This window comes from Hymenobacter lapidarius (assembly GCF_001816145.1).
Lineage (GTDB): Bacteria > Bacteroidota > Bacteroidia > Cytophagales > Hymenobacteraceae > Hymenobacter > Hymenobacter lapidarius.
In genome coordinates, this window is sequence record NZ_MDZB01000144.1 from 1 (window position 1) to 15,730 (window position 15,730).

Here is a 15,730-nt window from a genome sequence, read left to right on the forward strand (position 1 = left end):
ATTCACGCCGTCACGGCGGCTGGGTTTGCCCTGAAAATTGCCCTCTTCATTTTTGCCCACACTTTAAGCCAAGCCGGACTATAGTCCGCAACTTGGGTTTGCTAATAAAACCTGCTCCGAACGCAGCCAGCCTTAGCGCGGGCACTCCTCGCGGGTCAGGCTTTCGTTGATGACAATGGCGGCTTTGCTGCCAGCCGCCGCCGCCAGCAGGGCTTGTTGGGTTCCGGGCGTGGTATCGCCGGCCGCGTACAGCCCCGGCACCGACGTGTGCATGGCCGAATCAACCCACACCGCGCCCTTGCTGGTGTGGCGGGCCCCCAGCTTTTCGGCCAACGCGCTGCGCTGGTGCTGGTGCGCATGCAAAAACACCGCCCTGCGCGGCAGCTGGCTGCCATCGGCGAATTCGATATGTTGCAAATCGTTGGTGGGGGAGCCCACCAAGCGGACAATTCGTTCTTCGTGGATTCGAATTTTTTGCCGGCGCAGGCGCCGCCGGGCATTGAGCGTGAGGTGCCCGGGCCCGTCCGTGACCACCACCACATCGGGGCTCCAGCGGCTTAGCAGCAGGGCCAGGCCTGTCACCGTTCGCCCTTGCCCGTACACGGCCAGGGGCTGGTTGCGCACCTCCCAGCCGTGGCAATACGGGCAGTGCAGCACACCGCGCCCCCACAGCTCCCGAAACCCCGGCAGCGGCGGCAAGATGTCGGCCACCCCGGTAGCGAGCAGCACTCGACGGGCCGTAACGCTTACCGGCACATCGTCGCTCGTACCGAAGCCCGCGGCCCGGAATACCCTTCCTTCCCGCGCGATGCTGGTAATTTCCAGGCACTGCACTTCCACCGAGTCGTAAGGCCGCAGCTGCTCGTGCCCCAACCGCAAGAGCTCGGCGGGGCGGATGCCGTCGCGGGTCAGGAACCCGTGCACGCCCGGCGAGGCCTCGTTGCGGGGCGGGCCGCCATCGGCCACGAGCACATGGCGCAGGCAGCGCCCCAGGGTCAGGGCCGCCGACAGCCCGGCGCTTCCCCCTCCGATAATCAGAACATCGTAGTGCATCACAAGAACGGACCGTCGGGCAGGCTTGGTTGTAATAGGCATAAGCAGCAGGCGCGTGCAGCCTCATCGCGCCGACGCCTTGGTGGGTATTGGGCTTAACTCCTCGGGCTTAACTCCTCAGCCGGGCCAGAGGTTGCGATGCCCATCGCATTACCCAAAAACTTTCCGGAATTGGAAAGGGTTTTTTGGGATAACCTGCTAACAGCACTTACGCGCCCTGATAAGTACAGGACTACGCACTGTCGTTAAATCGACTTTCACGCAGCGTTTCGCAAAGTAAAAGCGCAGAGATTCGCAGAGTAGTTCTATGGAAGACACCGCGAAACGCTGCGTGGAATAGTTGTCACAGCAAAGTGCGTAAGTCCTGAAGTAGCAAGTACCAACTAATCAGCCGCTATTCCTGCTTGAGCATTCGAACCGTTTTGCTGACTTGCGCGCCGGTGAGCTGAATCAGGTACGTGCCGTTGGGCCAGGCCTGCAAATTCAAGGGGATGAGCCCGCCGCCAACCACCGACTTGCGCGACACCTGGCGGCCCATCATGTCGATTACCGTGAGCTGATAGCGGTCGGCCGGGAACTGGCTGAGGTTGATAGAGGCGCTGCTGCTGCTGGGATTGGGGGCGACCGTAACCACGGCGGTAGCCGCGACCTTCGCCCCGAAAGCCACCGAACGCACAGGGCTCCACGTGCTGGTGCCGTCCGTGTCCACCTGCCGCAGGCGGTAGTACAGGGTCTGGCCCGCGGCGGCGGCCAGGCCATCGGTGAAGCTATAAAATTGTGCGGTAGAAGTAGTGCCGTGGCCACTCACCACGCCCACCCGCTCGAAGGCAGTGCCGGTGGTGGAGCGCTCTATCTCAAACCGGTCATTGTTTTTCTCGGTGGCCGTGGCCCAGGTCAGCTGCACCACATCGCGTTTGGCCTCGGCCTCGAAGCGGGTGAGGGAAACCGGCAGCGGCGTGCCCGTGGCGGTAGCCGCCCAGCCAAAAGAAGGGAAGCCAATGATTTGCTGCGCCAGGGTGTTGGTGCCGGGAGTAGGAGCCGTGTTGCGGTAGGTGATGACCAGCTTGGTGATGGCCACGGGAAACGAGACGATGACGTTGTCGGTAGAGCTGGCAGTGCTGTTGCTTTTGCCGGTAACCGTGTTGGGCACCGTGGCGCCGGTGTATTCGTTGGTGGTGCCGGTGATGAAGTCGGCCGCCGACAGCACAACGGGCTGCGTACTGCTGAGCGTAGCAAAGCCATCAAACTGCACCTGGTCGATGAAGTTGTTGGTTCCACCAGTGGAGGCGTCCACGTCATGCACCACCAGCGCGAACCCGTTTAATGGCGTGCTAAAGGTGAAGGTTACCGTCGAAGTATTGGCTGGTGCCACGCCGCTGTAGTCAACGAACCAATACAGAGCGGTGCTGGGCAAAAAAGAGCCTTTATTGCCCACCATGAACTCCGCGACGGGGCTGGACGGGCTGTTGCTGTAGGCGCTGGTAGTTAGGTTTACCCCCGCGGCCGAAACCGTCCGCGCCGTCCAGGAAGTGCTGTTGTCTGACGTAGCAAAGTTGAACCCTCCCCCGAAAGCAGAAGCCTTGGGGCTGACCGACAGCGTATAGATAGCAGCCGGGGACGTATTGTCGTTGGCATCGGTGGCGGTGTAGGTGAAGCGAAACGTGCCGCCTGCTGCCCCCGGCTCAAAAGTCAGCTCATTGAACTGGTTGTTGTCGGTAGAAGCGATGTTGATAACGCCCCCGGTGGTTGGTATTAAAACGTTTCTGGCATAGAGCAGCCCACCAGTATAAGCGCTGATGGTGAATTTATTAACGAAACGGTTGTTGCTACTACCCTTTTCAGCAGCAGTTCCACTCAGGCCAGGGATGCTGGTTCGGGCCGAACTAGCCAACAGAATCGGGGCCGTTGCGTTATTAGCCGTCTGAGCCGGGCCGGCCGGAGCGGTTCCGAGCACGACGCTGGCCAGCAAAAAAATGCGGAAAAGTATTTTCATGTAAACGGTGAAATGAATAATAACCGGTTTAAGCCGATTGGAACAATTAGGATGAGAAAAGCAAAATTAAAATAACCGCCCAGGCCTTGCAGTACTTTATCGGCGAACGGTTTCATTTGCCCGGCGAGCAGCATTTACCGCTTGCGCAACCGGCCAGGGCAAAAGATGCCGGGTGAGAATTGAGAAAGGCCGCCCGCACCCGGATGCTTGCCGAACACAATCAAAATATAACTAATTGGTTAGGACGAACAGACAAAAATACAGTGATATTTTTAATTATTCCAACAGCTAATATCTAATTATATATATTATAATAAAATTATACATATCAAATTCGCAAAGCGAAAAGCCATTAGCCTTGAGTTTATAGCTGTCATCTTTTATTCTGACACACAATAAGTTATGCCAGGTGTATTACTTGTTTAATTTGAAACAAGCACCTAGTTGCTGTTACGCAGTCTGTCTCTTGTTTTTTTGTTGCTGATTTTTAATTAGTCATTTTTGAGCCATTTTTGGGGGCAAATTTGAGCCGAGCAGAAGGAGGTCGCAAGCCAAACCAGCAACAAGCAACCCGAAACAAGTTGAAGCACCAGAGACCAAAGCGGCCGGCGTAACAGCAGCACTTAATTGCTGCCGTTACGCCCTGCGTGCTTGGGCTGGCCGTTGTTTAGCGCACAGCGCATAACAGCGATTAACACTTTGCCACAAATTACCGGGCCGCTACTTTGACCGGGTACCAACAGAGGCAATCGCCACCGCTTTTTTGCGCTTGCACAACAAGTCAACTGCTACGCTACCCCCGCCCGCTGGCCGCCACCAGCCCCCGCAACGGCTCGTTGAAGCCCACGGCTTCCACCAGCTCTTCCAGGGGCAGGTGCAGGCGGTACTTCCAGAAGTGGGTGGGGTTGCCGGGCACGTTGATTTGCTCCTCGTGCGGGTTGGCCCGGCGCAGGCCCGTGTCCATGGCCAGCAGGTCCTGCAGCGGGAAAATGGCCCACATGGCCGGCGCGTGCAGGTGCTGCACCAGCACTTCGCGCGCCACCCAGGCCTCGCAGTAGAACGGGGCCACCTCGCGCCAGTGGCCCAGCATGGTTTCGAAAAAGCGCTGGGTGCGCACCCGGTCTTCTTCCCACCAGCCGCGCACGGTGCTCATGTCGTGGCTGCTGGTCGTGACTACGCTCAGGTAGGGCGCGGCATCGGGGTGGCCGAACTCGGTTTCGGGGTTGGCGGGCATGCGCTGGATGTTGAGGCCCAGCATGCCGAGCTCCTTCATCACGCCGGGCACGGAAGCGGGCACCATGCCCAGGTCTTCGCCGCAAATGAGCATGTTGGTGGCGTAGCGCACGGGCGGCAGCTTCACCAGGCCCTGCTGGCGCCAGAACTCCTCGTGGCGGCGGAAAAAGAAGTCCAGGTAGATGTCATCGTACAGGCAGCGGCGGTCCTCGTCGGAGCGCAGCTCGCGGAAGGAATAGCTTTTGTTCAGGGTGATGCGCGGGTGGTAGAAGTCGTCGCCGGCGGGCACGAACAGCACCTCGTTCACCAGCTGGAAGAGGCCTTTTTGCAGCCAGGCGAAGTAAGCAGTGATTTCAGTTAAAAGTGAAGAGTTAAAAGTTAAAGGGTCCGTTCCAGCTTTTAACTCTTCACTTTTAACTTTTAACTTCTCCGCGAGGTAGGCCTCTATTTTGCGCTGCGTATCGACGGCCTCTTTCAAGTGAATGTGGCCGTAGCTGGCGTCGTACAGGTACTCGTCGAACACGGCCTGGGCTTCGCCCTGGAAGATGTCCTGCAGCATGTGCCAGCGGATGTAGGGCTCGCACAGGCGGCTGTGGCTGAACCAGCCCAGGCGGCGCTCTATTTCGTGGCGGTGCAGGGGCAGGGCGGGCGCAAAGTGCCCCAGCAAGCCTTCCACCGACTCGATGGGCATCTCCCAGATGCGGAAGAAGCCCAGGATGTGGTCGATGCGCAGGGCGTCGAAGTAGCGGGCCAGGTGGCCCATGCGCTGTTTCCACCACTTGTAGTCGTCCGCGGCCATGCGCTCCCAGTTGTAGGTGGGGAAGCGCCAGTTCTGGCCGGTGGTGGAGAAATCATCCGGCGGGGCACCGGCCTGCCGGTCCATGTGGTAGAGTTCGGGCTGGGTCCAGGCATCCACGGAATGGCGGTAGATGCCGATGGGCAGGTCGCCCTTCAGCACCACGCCCCGGCTGCGGGCGTAGTTCACGGCGGCCAGCAGCTGCTTATCGAGGTGGTACTGGGTGAAGAAAAACAGGCCGTAGTCGTCGTAGTTGGCGGCGGTTTCGGCGGTCAGCTCGCTTAGGTTTTGGGGCGTCTGGAACTCGGCGGGCCACTCCTGGAAGTCGGCCGTGCCGAACCGGTCGCGCAGGGCCGAAAAGGCCGCGTAGGGCACCAGCCACTCGGCCTGGCTCCGGTAGAATTCGCGGTAGTCGGGGTCGGCCAGGAAAGCTTTTTTCTCCTGCTTATACAGCAGCTTGAGAAACCGCCACTTGGCGTTCATCACCGGCCCATAATCAACAAAGTCCTTGGCGTTGAATTCCTGCTTGAGGCGGGCCAATTCCTGGGCCGCCTTCTTGTCCTTCAGGGCGGCAATGCCTTCGAGGTGGATGAACTGCGGGTGCAGCGCAAACACCGAAATGGCGGCGTACGGATAAGAATCCATCCAGGTATGCGTGGCCGTGGTGTCGTTGATGGGCAGAATCTGCACCAGCTTCATGCCCGTCTGCACGGCCCAGTCGGTGAGCAGCTTCAGGTCCGAGAACTCGCCCACGCCCAGGCCGCTCTCGCTACGCATGGCAAACACGGGCAGGGCCACCCCGGCGCCGCGCCAGGCGGTGGGGTAGCGGTAGCCCTGGTCGTGGAATATTCGGGCGGCCGTGCTATCCGTGGTAGCGGGCACCACGCGGTTTTCACCGCCTTCCATGTCCAGGGCGTGGCCGGCCTGCGCGTCCCAAATGGCGTATTTATACAGGCAGTTTTCGGCGGAGTTTGCCAGGTGCACGCGGGCCTCCCAGCTGGGGTATTGGGCATCGCTCATCACCAGGGCTTTGGTGTTGTCCCAGGCTCCCAGAGCCGGGTCGGAACCCAGAACGCACAACTGGTGCCGCGGCTCGACGCGCGGCGCCAGAAGACGGAAGATGGTTTCGCCAGCGGCGGGGGCAGCGGGGCCGGGAGCTGCCTGCGCCGCGCTGGCCTGCTTGCCTTTGCCTTTGCTAATGGGCCGGACCACGGGCGCCGGCCGCCGAAACAGCACATCGGTGAAAGCGGCGGTCAGCAGCTCGTTTTCGGCCAGCGCAGGGGCGCGCCAGTAGTCGGCGAGGTGCAGGCGCTGGGGAGCATTTGGCGAAGCGGCAAGGGCTACTGTTCGGTTGGGGCCAAATTCCCACTGGGAGCTGTTGGCGTTGGCATCCAGCAGGAGGTACTTATACGTCAGCTGCTGCTCGCCGGCGGCATCGGCAATGGTGAGCTCATAGTGCCAGCAGGTGGTGGCTTCGTTGTAGTACATGGGCACCGCCTGGGTGCGCTGCCAGTTGCCCAGGTCGGGGTGGGAGCCGCATACGGCCAGGCGCTGACCGAATTCGGTGCGGTAAGGGAGAGAAAAACGGACTATCATGCAATCGGTGGTTTGGGGCATGCAAGATAAGGGGGGCATCGGACTGCCCGCATTTGCTGGGATTGTACGAGCTTAGCAAAGCACCAATTGCCAACCCATACACTGATGTTTGCGTTTGGGTAGCAAGTACTGCTTTATTTGCCGCTTACTCCTCCTCCGCTTTGTCCACTTTTCTGCGTCGTGCCCTTTACGGTATCCTCGGGCTGCTAGCCCTGGTTTTACTCCTTGTCATTGGGGTAGTCGTGTTTCTTCAGTTCCCTGCCGGACAGGATTTTGTAGCCCGTCGGGCCGAGGGCTACCTGCGCGACAAGCTGAAGACGGAAGTGCGCATCGGGAATTTTCGGACTGATTTCCGCCACGCCATCAACCTCGACGGTGTGTACCTGGAAGACCAGCAGCGCGATACCCTGCTTTCGGTGGGCCACCTAGGCGTTAATATCGACATTTGGGCCCTGACCAAGGGCGAAATTAATGTGTCGAATGTGGAGCTGAACGACGGCCGCGTGCGCCTCACGCGCACCGAGCCCGACTCTATTAACAACTATGACTTTATTCTGGAGGCCTTCACCGACCCTACCGCACCGGTCGATACCACCGCGTCGGCCCTGAAGTACGACATTGGCAAAGCCCGGCTCACCAACATCTACTTCACTCAGCTTGATGAGATAACCGGCTCCGACATGCGGGCCCGCATTGGCGAGTTCACGGCCACCATGGACGAAGTAGATGTGGATAAATCTCTCTATAAGGTGGATAACGCGACGTTGCGCCGCTCGGCCATCAGCATTGTGCAATCCAAGACGGCGCCGGAAGTGGATAACCCCGCTCCCACCGAGCCGATTTCGGTGCAATTTGGCATCAACCACGCCACGCTCGACAGCGTGGGGTTTGTGTATAAGAACGCGCCGTCGGGCCAGTACATCAGCACCAATATCGGCCTAGCCGACATTACAGCGAAGAATATCGACCTGCAAAAGGAGCTGGTGGCGCTCGATAAGCTCACGCTCAAAAACACCACTTTCGCCTACGCCCAGAACAAGGACATTGCGGTGGAAGAGCGGGTGATAAACCCCGCCGAAATCGTGCGCAAGCTCGACGAGGCCGCCGACCAGAACAAGGCCGCTACTGGCCAGCGCATGGCCTGGAAGGTGACCCTGAACAAGTCCGACATCAGCGGCCTCGCGGTGAAATTCGATAACTTCAACGAGCCCGAGCAGAAAACCCGCCTGCCGGCCCTTGACTACAACCACCTCGCCTTTACGGACCTCGTGCTGAACACGCGCGACCTGAGCTACACTGAGAACCGCACCACGGCCAAGGTCGACAACCTGGCCGGTAAAGAACGGAGCGGCTTTGAAATCACCTCCTGGCGGGCCAACGTAGTGTACGACTCGGTGCAAATCCGCCTCGACAGCCTGGATTTGATTACGCCGCACACCCGCATCCGGCGCAAGCTGGCCATTGGCTACGAGAGCCTGGCTGCATTGAGCGACACCAAAAACTTGCCCAACCTGAAGCTTGACGGCGACCTGCGCAACGTGCGCCTGGGCTTCCGTGATATTCTGTACCTGGCGCCAGACCTGGCCGGCACGCCGCCGTTCAACACCGGCCCCAACCAGAGCGTGCTGGTGAACGGCCAGATTGCGGGCCGCGTGGGCGACATGACCATTCGCAACTTCGAGTTCGTGGGCCTGCGCAACACCGTGGTGAAGGCGCCCCGCATCCGCATCATGGGCCTGCCGGAAGTGGACGGCCGGCTGTACGTGGACGCTGATTTGCGGCAGTTCAGCTCGTCGCGGGCCGATATTCTGAGCCTCGCGCCCAAGGGCAGCATTCCGAACAACATCAGCATTCCGCCCACTTTTGCGGTGAGCGGCACCTTCAAGGGCTACCCCACCACGCTGCAGTTCAACACCAATCTGCAGGCCCGCACCAGCTACGGCGACCTGGCTTTTAGTGGCAACTTGGGCAAGGCGCAGGCCAATGGCCGGCAGCCGCTGGTGGGCACGTTCGCGGTGAAGGGGTTTGACTTTGGCAAGCTGCTGAAAGACCCGACCATCGGGCGCGTCACGGCCAGGGGCCGCATCAACGCCATCGGCAACCTGCAGGACCCCGGCACGCTGGTGGGCCAGGTGAACGCCAACGTGCAGAGCGCCCGCTACAACGGCTACACCTACAAAGGCGTGAAGGCCACCGTGGACCTCGACCGCAACCGCTACGTCATCAACGCCAGCAGCAAGGACGACCCCAACCTCGACCTGGACCTGACGGCCGTGGTGAACCTACGCGACGCCAACAACCCCACCTACGAGGTAACCAAGCTGAATCTGCGCGGGGCCAACCTCACTGCGCTGGGCTTTTATACCGGCGGCGACCTGCGCGTGCAGGGCGACCTGGTGGCCAACCTGCGCGGCTCGGATTTGAACACGCTCAACGGCACGTTCAGCGGGACCAAGATTGTGATTGTGCGCGACAACCAGCGGTTTCCGCTCGACTCGCTCAACGGCCGCATTGTGCAGAACGACCGCCGCACGCTGGCCGTCATCACCTCCGACATTGCCAACGTGCGGCTGGATGGCAACGTGCGCCTGGGCAACCTGGCCACCGAGCTGCAGCAGCACCTGGACCGCTACTTCGACGTGCCGGGCGTGAAGTATGTGCCCAACTCGGCCGACCGGCAATTTACTTATTCGCTGCAGCTGAAAGACCCCAAGCTGGCCACCAAGCTGGTGCCCGATTTGAAGGAGATTTCGCCTTTCACCCTCAGCGGCGACTACTCGCGGCAGGCGGCCCGCCTCACGGCCAACACCAGCATACCGGTCATTCGCTACGCCGCTTATCGGCTTGACTCGCTGAAGCTGGACGTAAACTCAGACCCCGGCAAGCTGGACTACGGGCTGCGCATGGCCCAAGCCGCGCAGGACACCACGCTGCGCTTGCGGCGCCCCAGCATGGTGGGCAACATTGCCGACAACAAGCTGTTCACCCGCGTGGCCATCCTCGGCGACTCGGCTAACCGCGAGCGGCTGGCGCTGGCCGGCACCCTCAGCACTCGCCCCGATGGCACTCTCCCCACCGAAAAAGGCGTGGTGTATGAGTTCGTGGCCGCGCCCGAGCAGGTTATCAACTATGAGAACTGGACGGCCGGGGCCAACAACTTCGTGCGCTACTTTCCCAGCGGCGCCGTGGTGGCCGATGCTCTCAACCTGACCAACGGCCGCAGCTCGCTGGCCTTGCAGAGCGAAAATCCCCAAGTGAAAACCTCGCCGCTGGATGTGCGCTTCACCAATTTCGACCTGGCCGAGCTGGCCAAAGCCGTGCAGCAGTCCGACTCGCTGCTGGCCGGCACCCTCAATGGCACGGCCGAGCTGCGCAACCTGGGCCAGAAAAACATGGCCTTCACGGCCGATGCCACCGTCACGGGCCTGGCTTTCCAGAAAGCCCTTATCGGTGACATTGCCCTGAAAGCCACCAACCCCACCGCCAACCGCTACGACATTGATGCCCGCCTGACCGGCGGCGAGAGCGGCACCATCGGCGGCGAGGGCAACGACGTGCGCGTGAGTGGCTACTACCAGGCCGACAGCAACGCGCCCCTCAACCTGACCGTGGATGCCCAGCGCCTGCAGCTGAAGCTGGCCCAGGCCTTCTCGCTCGGGCAGCTGGAACGGGCGGCGGGCTATGCGCGCGGTCAGCTTACGGTGCAGGGTTCGCCATCGGCGCCGGTGGTGCGCGGCACCCTCACTACCTCGCCCGATGCCGCGTTTGCCGTAACGCAGCTGGGCGCACTGTACTACCTGCCCGGCCAGGAGCTCACGTTTGATGACCGGGGCATTAAGTTCGACAACTTTACGGTGCGCGACTCGTCCGACAACAAAGCGGTGGCCAATGGCTACCTCATGACCAAAGATTTCATTAACTACAACTTCGACCTCACGGCCACCACCGGCAACTTCACGGCCGTGAACAGCACCCGCAAAAACAACCCGCTGTTCTACGGAAAGCTGGTGGTGGACTCCCGGACTCGCCTCACCGGCCCACTGGAGCTGCTCAAAATCGACACCAACGTAACGGTGGTGGAGGGCTCCAACCTCACCATTGAGTCGCCGGGTACCGAGGCCAACAAGGTGGACTCCGAGGGCATTGTGGAGTGGATTGACAAGAGCGCGCCCGTGGATACCATGCTGCAGCGGCAGCTGGCGCTGGACACCGTGAAAACCGCCACCGGCTACGACATCACGGCCGTGGTGACGGTGACCGACCAAACGCCCGTCACCATCATCATCGACCCCATCAGCGGCGACAACCTGAAGGTGCGCGCCAACGGCACGCTCAACACCAACATCGACCCCACGGGCACCATCACGCTCAGCGGCCGGCTGGAGGTAGCCAGCGGCGCTTACCACCTCTCGCTCTACAATTTGGCCTCGCGCGATTTCAGCATCCGGCCCGGCTCCAGCCTGACGTGGAGCGGCGACCCCTACAACGCCGACCTCGACGTAACCGCCGTATATAAGGTAGAAGCCGCGCCCGCCGACCTGCTGGCCGGCCAGGGCCTCGACAACGCCGTGGCAAATACTACGGCCCGCAATACCCTGCCCTTCGACGTGGAGCTAAAGGTGACCGAACAGCTCAGCCAGCCCCTCATTGGTTTTGATATTACCCTGCCCGAAAACCAGCGCGGCGCGCTGAGTGGGCAAGTGGATGCCAAACTGGCCCAGCTGCGCCAGCCCAACCAGACCTCGGAGCAGAGCAAGCAGGTGTTTTCGCTGCTCATATTAGGCCGCTTTCTGCAGCAGAATCCGTTTGAGAGCAGCGCCAGTGAAAGCTTCGTGGCCTCGCAACTGCGCGGCTCGGCCAGCGCCGTGCTCACCGACCAGCTCAACAACCTGACCGGCAAGTACCTCGCCGGGCTGGGCCTCGACTTGGGCGTGACCAACCAGGCCGAATACAGCAGCGGCACCGCCAAGAGCCGCACCGACCTGAACGTGGCCGTGAAGCGCCAGTTCCTCAACAACCGCCTATCCGTGCGCCTCGGCACCGACATTCCGCTGGGCGGCGCGGGCTCGCAGGCCACGCAGGGGGGCAGCTCGGCCAGCAACTTTGCCGGCGACATCAGCATCGAGTATAGCGTTTTGCGCGATGGCCGCCTGCGCCTGCGCGCCTTCCGCCAGAACGCTTACGAGGACATCGACGGCCAGCTCATTAAAACCGGCGCGGCCCTGGTGTTCCAGCGCGAGTACGACAACCTGCAGGAGCTGTTTGCCAAGCTGCCGCCCGAAGTAAAGGAGCAGCGCAAAGTGCGGCGCAAGGAGGAGAAGGCGGATAAAAAGGCCTTGCAGGATTCCTTGCAAAGCCAGCCCACAACCCGCGTCGACAGCAGCAAAACCAGCAGCAGCCGAACGAAATGAGAAAGCCGTTCTTCTCCGCCCGTCCCCCATTCCATCGCCGCCAAACCCCGGCTGGCCACCCGCTTAATTTTGTTGTTTTGAGTCCAGCTAGCTATTTAACAAAGCATTTACTCCCCACCGCACCCGCCCGCCGCGCCCTTCTGCTGGTACCGGTGCTCCTGCTGCTGGGCTCCTGCTCGGGCCTGAAATTTGTGCCCGAAGGCGAGCGGCTCTACACTGGCAGCAAGGTGACCATCAAGCCGCCGGCCGATGAAAAGACGGTGAACAACCAGAGCGCCCTGCAAACGGAGCTGGAGTCGGTGGTGGGCCCTAAGCCCAACAGCTCCATTCTGGGTCAGCGGCCCAAGCTGTACTTCTGGAACATGGGCGTGGGCAAGAAGAAAGGCTTAGGCAAATTTTTCGCCGATAAGTTCGGAGAGCCGCCCGTGTACCTGTCGCAGGCCAAGCCCGCCACCGTGCGCGACCTGATGGTGAACCGCCAGCACAACAACGGCTTTTTCAACGGCCGCGCCTCCTTTGAAGTGAAAAAGGAGGAGAAAACGGCCTCCATCAACTACACCGCGCTGCCCGGCCGGGTGTACCGCTACACCCAAGTTAACTTCCCGCAGGGCGACTCGCTGGTGCGGGCAGCTATCCGCAACACGCAGGGCGAAAGCCTGGTGAAAGTCGGCGATGCCTACAACCTGGCTACCCTCACCAACGAACGGGTGCGCATCGACGCCAAGCTGAAAGAGCAGGGCTACTACTACTTCGCGCCCGACTACCTCGTTTTCAAGGTCGACAGCACCCTCGACCACAAGGCCACCGTGGACGTGCGTCTCAAAAACAGTGCCCCGCCTAAGGCCCTGCGCCCCTACTGGCTCGACCAGGTGAAGCTGAACACCAGCTACGTGTTGACGGACACCACCATGCGCAACCCCATGCGCTTCCGGGGCTACCAGTATTTCCCGGACGAGGAAATGTTCAAGGCCAAAGCCATTACCCGCGCCACGTTTCTATACCCCGACAGCGTGTACCGTCGCCCCCGCCGCGACCAGACCCTGAGCCGCCTCATGAGCCTGGGCACGTTCCGCTTCGTGGAAATCCGCTTCAAGCCCGCCGCGGCCGGCGATACTGCCGTGGCCGTGCCGGCCGACGCCGCGCCAGGCAGCAACCGCTCGGTAAGCCTGCGCCACCGCCTCGACGCCGAGGTGCTGATGACCCAGCTCAAGAAGAAAAGCCTGCGCGCCGAAGTGCAGCTCACCACCAAAACCAACGGCTTCACCGGCCCGGCTCTGAAGGTGACGTTCCGCAACCGCTCGGCCCTGCGCGGCGCCGAGCAGCTGCTCATCAACGGCATTGCCTCCACCGAAACCCAGACTGGCGGCGGCAACGGGGCCTTGGGCCTCACCAGCTTCGAGTACGGCGTCAATGCGCAGCTGCTCATTCCGCGCCTGATAACGCCCAATTTACCGCTGTTGGACGTGAATCTGCCCAACTCCGACTTCCAGCCCCGCACCAAGATTGAGGTGGGCGTGCGGGCCGTGACGCGCGCCAACTACTTTTCGCAGAATTTCTTCAACGTAAACTACGGCTACACCTGGAAAACCAAGATAACTAACGAACAGGAAATCCGTCCCATCGACATCACGTACGTCCAGTTTCAGCCCACCGACACGTTCAACATCATCCTGAACAGCCCCGAAAAAAGCTTTTTGAAAAGCGCTTTTCAGCAGCAGTTTATCCTGGCCAGCTCCTATCGCTACACCTACAACCAGCAGTCGCTGGAGCAGCGCCGCCAGCAGATTTATTTCAGCGGCCAGATTGAGGGCAGCGGCAACGTGGCCCAGGCCCTGGCCACGTCCATCAAAACGCCCGAAGGCCCATCGGGCGGCAAAACCCTGCTGGGCCAGGAATACAGCCAGTACCTCAAGCTCGATTTGGAAGTGCGCGAGTACTACCGCATCAGCCCCGACCCCGCCTCCGGCAACCGTATTGTGGCGCGCCTGCTGGCCGGCATCGGCAACCCCTACGGCAACTCGCGGGTGCTGCCTTACCCCAAGCAGTACGGCATCGGCGGGCCCAACAGCGTGCGGGCCTTCGCCGCCCGCGGCGTCGGCCCCGGCATCTACGTGCCCAACACCCCCGGCCAAACCGTCAACCAGTTCTACGACCAAGTGGGCGACATCCGCCTGGAAGGGAACCTGGAATATCGCCAGGACCTGTTTCCCTACGTGAAAGGCGCCGTGTTTGTGGATGCCGGCAACATCTGGCTGGTCAACCCCGACCCCGGCCGCCCCGGCGGCGAGTTCAAAATGAATTCCTTTCTCAACCAGCTGGCCGTGGGCTACGGCGCGGGCATCCGCATCGACGTGCAGTTCTTCGTCATTCGCTTCGACTACGCCCTGCCGTTGCGTGCGCCCTACGGCACGCCCACCAAGCTCAACGACGATGGCACCCGAAGCCCCGACAAAACCGGCCGGCTAAACCTGGCAATTGGTTACCCCTTCTAATATGGTGAGGTGGTGAGGTTGATGTTTTGACGGCGCAACATGCGCAAACAGAACTTCAAACCCACCATCTCACCTAATTAAGGGGCAGCGCTCAAATGGGCGGCTTTCGTCGAACAGCTTGCGGTAGGTCACGTGCGTCTTGCAAATCTTCGCGCCAATGGAGCGCGTGGTGACCAGCATGCGCGGGTTGAAGTCGCCAATCCAGTTCACCTCAATGTCGGTGTAGCCTGCTTCTATCAAGGCCTTTTGGGCGTGCACCATCATCACGGCGTCCACGTTTTTGCCCTGGTGGGCGGGCACCACGCCGTATATCACCCCAAACATTTTCTTGGGTTGGCGGCGCTGGTAGCGCCACTTTTCCCACAGGAAACGCAGCTTGCCCATCAGGTCCAGCCGGGGTCCCACGTGCTTGAGAATCTGGTTCAACTCGGGCAGGCTCAGGAAAAAGGCCACCGGCTCGTTTTCGTGGTAGGCAAACCAGAGCAGTTGCTCGTCCAGCACGGGGCGCATCTGCTTCACCAGCTGGCGGGCTTTGTCGAGGTTCATGGGCGGCACGCCCGAGTGATTGGCCCAGGCCAGGTTATACACGTGGTGGAAGTCCTGCGCCATGCGCTCGGGCTCGCGTTTCAGGGCGTGCGCAAAGCGGTAGGCAGGCTGGTCGGCGGCAAAGGCTTCGGCGCGCTTGGCAAAGCTGGGGTGCAGCGGCGTGGCCACTCTCCGCGCGCAGGTGTATTGCTTAAAATAGAGCTGAAACCCGTAGCCCTCAAATAGCTGCTGGTAGTAGGGCGGGTGCCAGAACATCCCGTAGGTGGGCTCCAGCTCGAAACCGTCGACGAGCACGCCCCAGAATCGGTCGCGCTCCCCGAAGTTGATGGGGCCGTCCATGGCCTGCATGCCGCGCGCCACCAGCCACTGCCGGCCGGCTTCAAACAGGGCATTGGCCGCCGCTTGGTCGTTGATGCACTCAAAAAAACCCAGCCCCCCGGTGGGCAGGTCGGCATCGGCCACGGCCGGCGCGTCGCGGTTGAGAAAAGCCGCCACCCGCCCGATTACCGTGCCCGCGTCGTTTGTCAGCACCCAGCGAATGGCCTCGCCGTTGGCGAAGTTCAGGTTCTTGGCCGGGTCAAACACCGCGGCTATCTCATCGGTCATGGGC

General features: G+C 61.2%; 6 protein-coding genes. 2 read left to right on the plus strand and 4 right to left on the minus strand.

Features of this window, described 5'->3' with window-relative positions; translation table 11 throughout:
- Nucleotides 1–132: 132 nt before the first annotated feature.
- The 3 genes from BEN47_RS17030 to BEN47_RS17040 form a co-directional block, all read right to left on the minus strand.
- On the minus strand, nucleotides 133–1,095 hold the full coding sequence (locus tag BEN47_RS17030) for an NAD(P)/FAD-dependent oxidoreductase (RefSeq protein ID WP_083322532.1): 963 nt from the start codon (nucleotides 1,093–1,095) through the stop codon (nucleotides 133–135).
- Between the two features lie 352 nt (nucleotides 1,096–1,447).
- The gene (locus BEN47_RS17035; protein ID WP_070730035.1) at nucleotides 1,448–3,046 is read right to left on the minus strand and encodes a T9SS type A sorting domain-containing protein; all 1,599 of its coding nucleotides are present in this window, start codon (nucleotides 3,044–3,046) and stop codon (nucleotides 1,448–1,450) included.
- Nucleotides 3,047–3,839: 793 nt separating this feature from the next.
- The gene (locus tag BEN47_RS17040; protein WP_070730044.1) at nucleotides 3,840–6,671 is read right to left on the minus strand and encodes a 4-alpha-glucanotransferase; all 2,832 of its coding nucleotides are present in this window, start codon (nucleotides 6,669–6,671) and stop codon (nucleotides 3,840–3,842) included.
- A 161-nt stretch (nucleotides 6,672–6,832) separates the two neighbouring features.
- On the opposite strand from BEN47_RS17040, the gene BEN47_RS17045 reads away from it, so the two are divergent.
- Entirely contained in the window at nucleotides 6,833–12,082 is a 5,250-nt protein-coding gene (locus BEN47_RS17045) for a translocation/assembly module TamB domain-containing protein (RefSeq protein WP_125921742.1), read from the plus strand.
- Nucleotides 12,083–12,159: 77 nt separating this feature from the next.
- Nucleotides 12,160–14,574: a translocation and assembly module lipoprotein TamL gene (gene tamL, locus BEN47_RS17050; protein ID WP_158011068.1), complete on the plus strand. Its 2,415-nt coding sequence runs from the start codon at nucleotides 12,160–12,162 to the stop codon at nucleotides 14,572–14,574.
- A gap of 69 nt (nucleotides 14,575–14,643) precedes the next feature.
- Here tamL and BEN47_RS21565 read toward each other — a convergent pair.
- Nucleotides 14,644–15,730, minus strand: a 1,087-nt coding sequence (locus BEN47_RS21565; RefSeq protein WP_158011070.1) for a hypothetical protein, incomplete at its 5' end; no start/stop codon positions are given.

What these genes read in the sequence shown, in the direction of transcription:
- BEN47_RS17030 (WP_083322532.1), bottom strand. Translation starts at nt 1,095, where the DNA reads ATGCCTATTACAACCAAGCCTGCCCGACGGTCCGTTCTTGTGATGCAC.
- BEN47_RS17035 (WP_070730035.1), bottom strand. Translation starts at nt 3,046, where the DNA reads ATGAAAATACTTTTCCGCATTTTTTTGCTGGCCAGCGTCGTGCTCGGA.
- BEN47_RS17040 (WP_070730044.1), bottom strand. Translation starts at nt 6,671, where the DNA reads ATGATAGTCCGTTTTTCTCTCCCTTACCGCACCGAATTCGGTCAGCGC.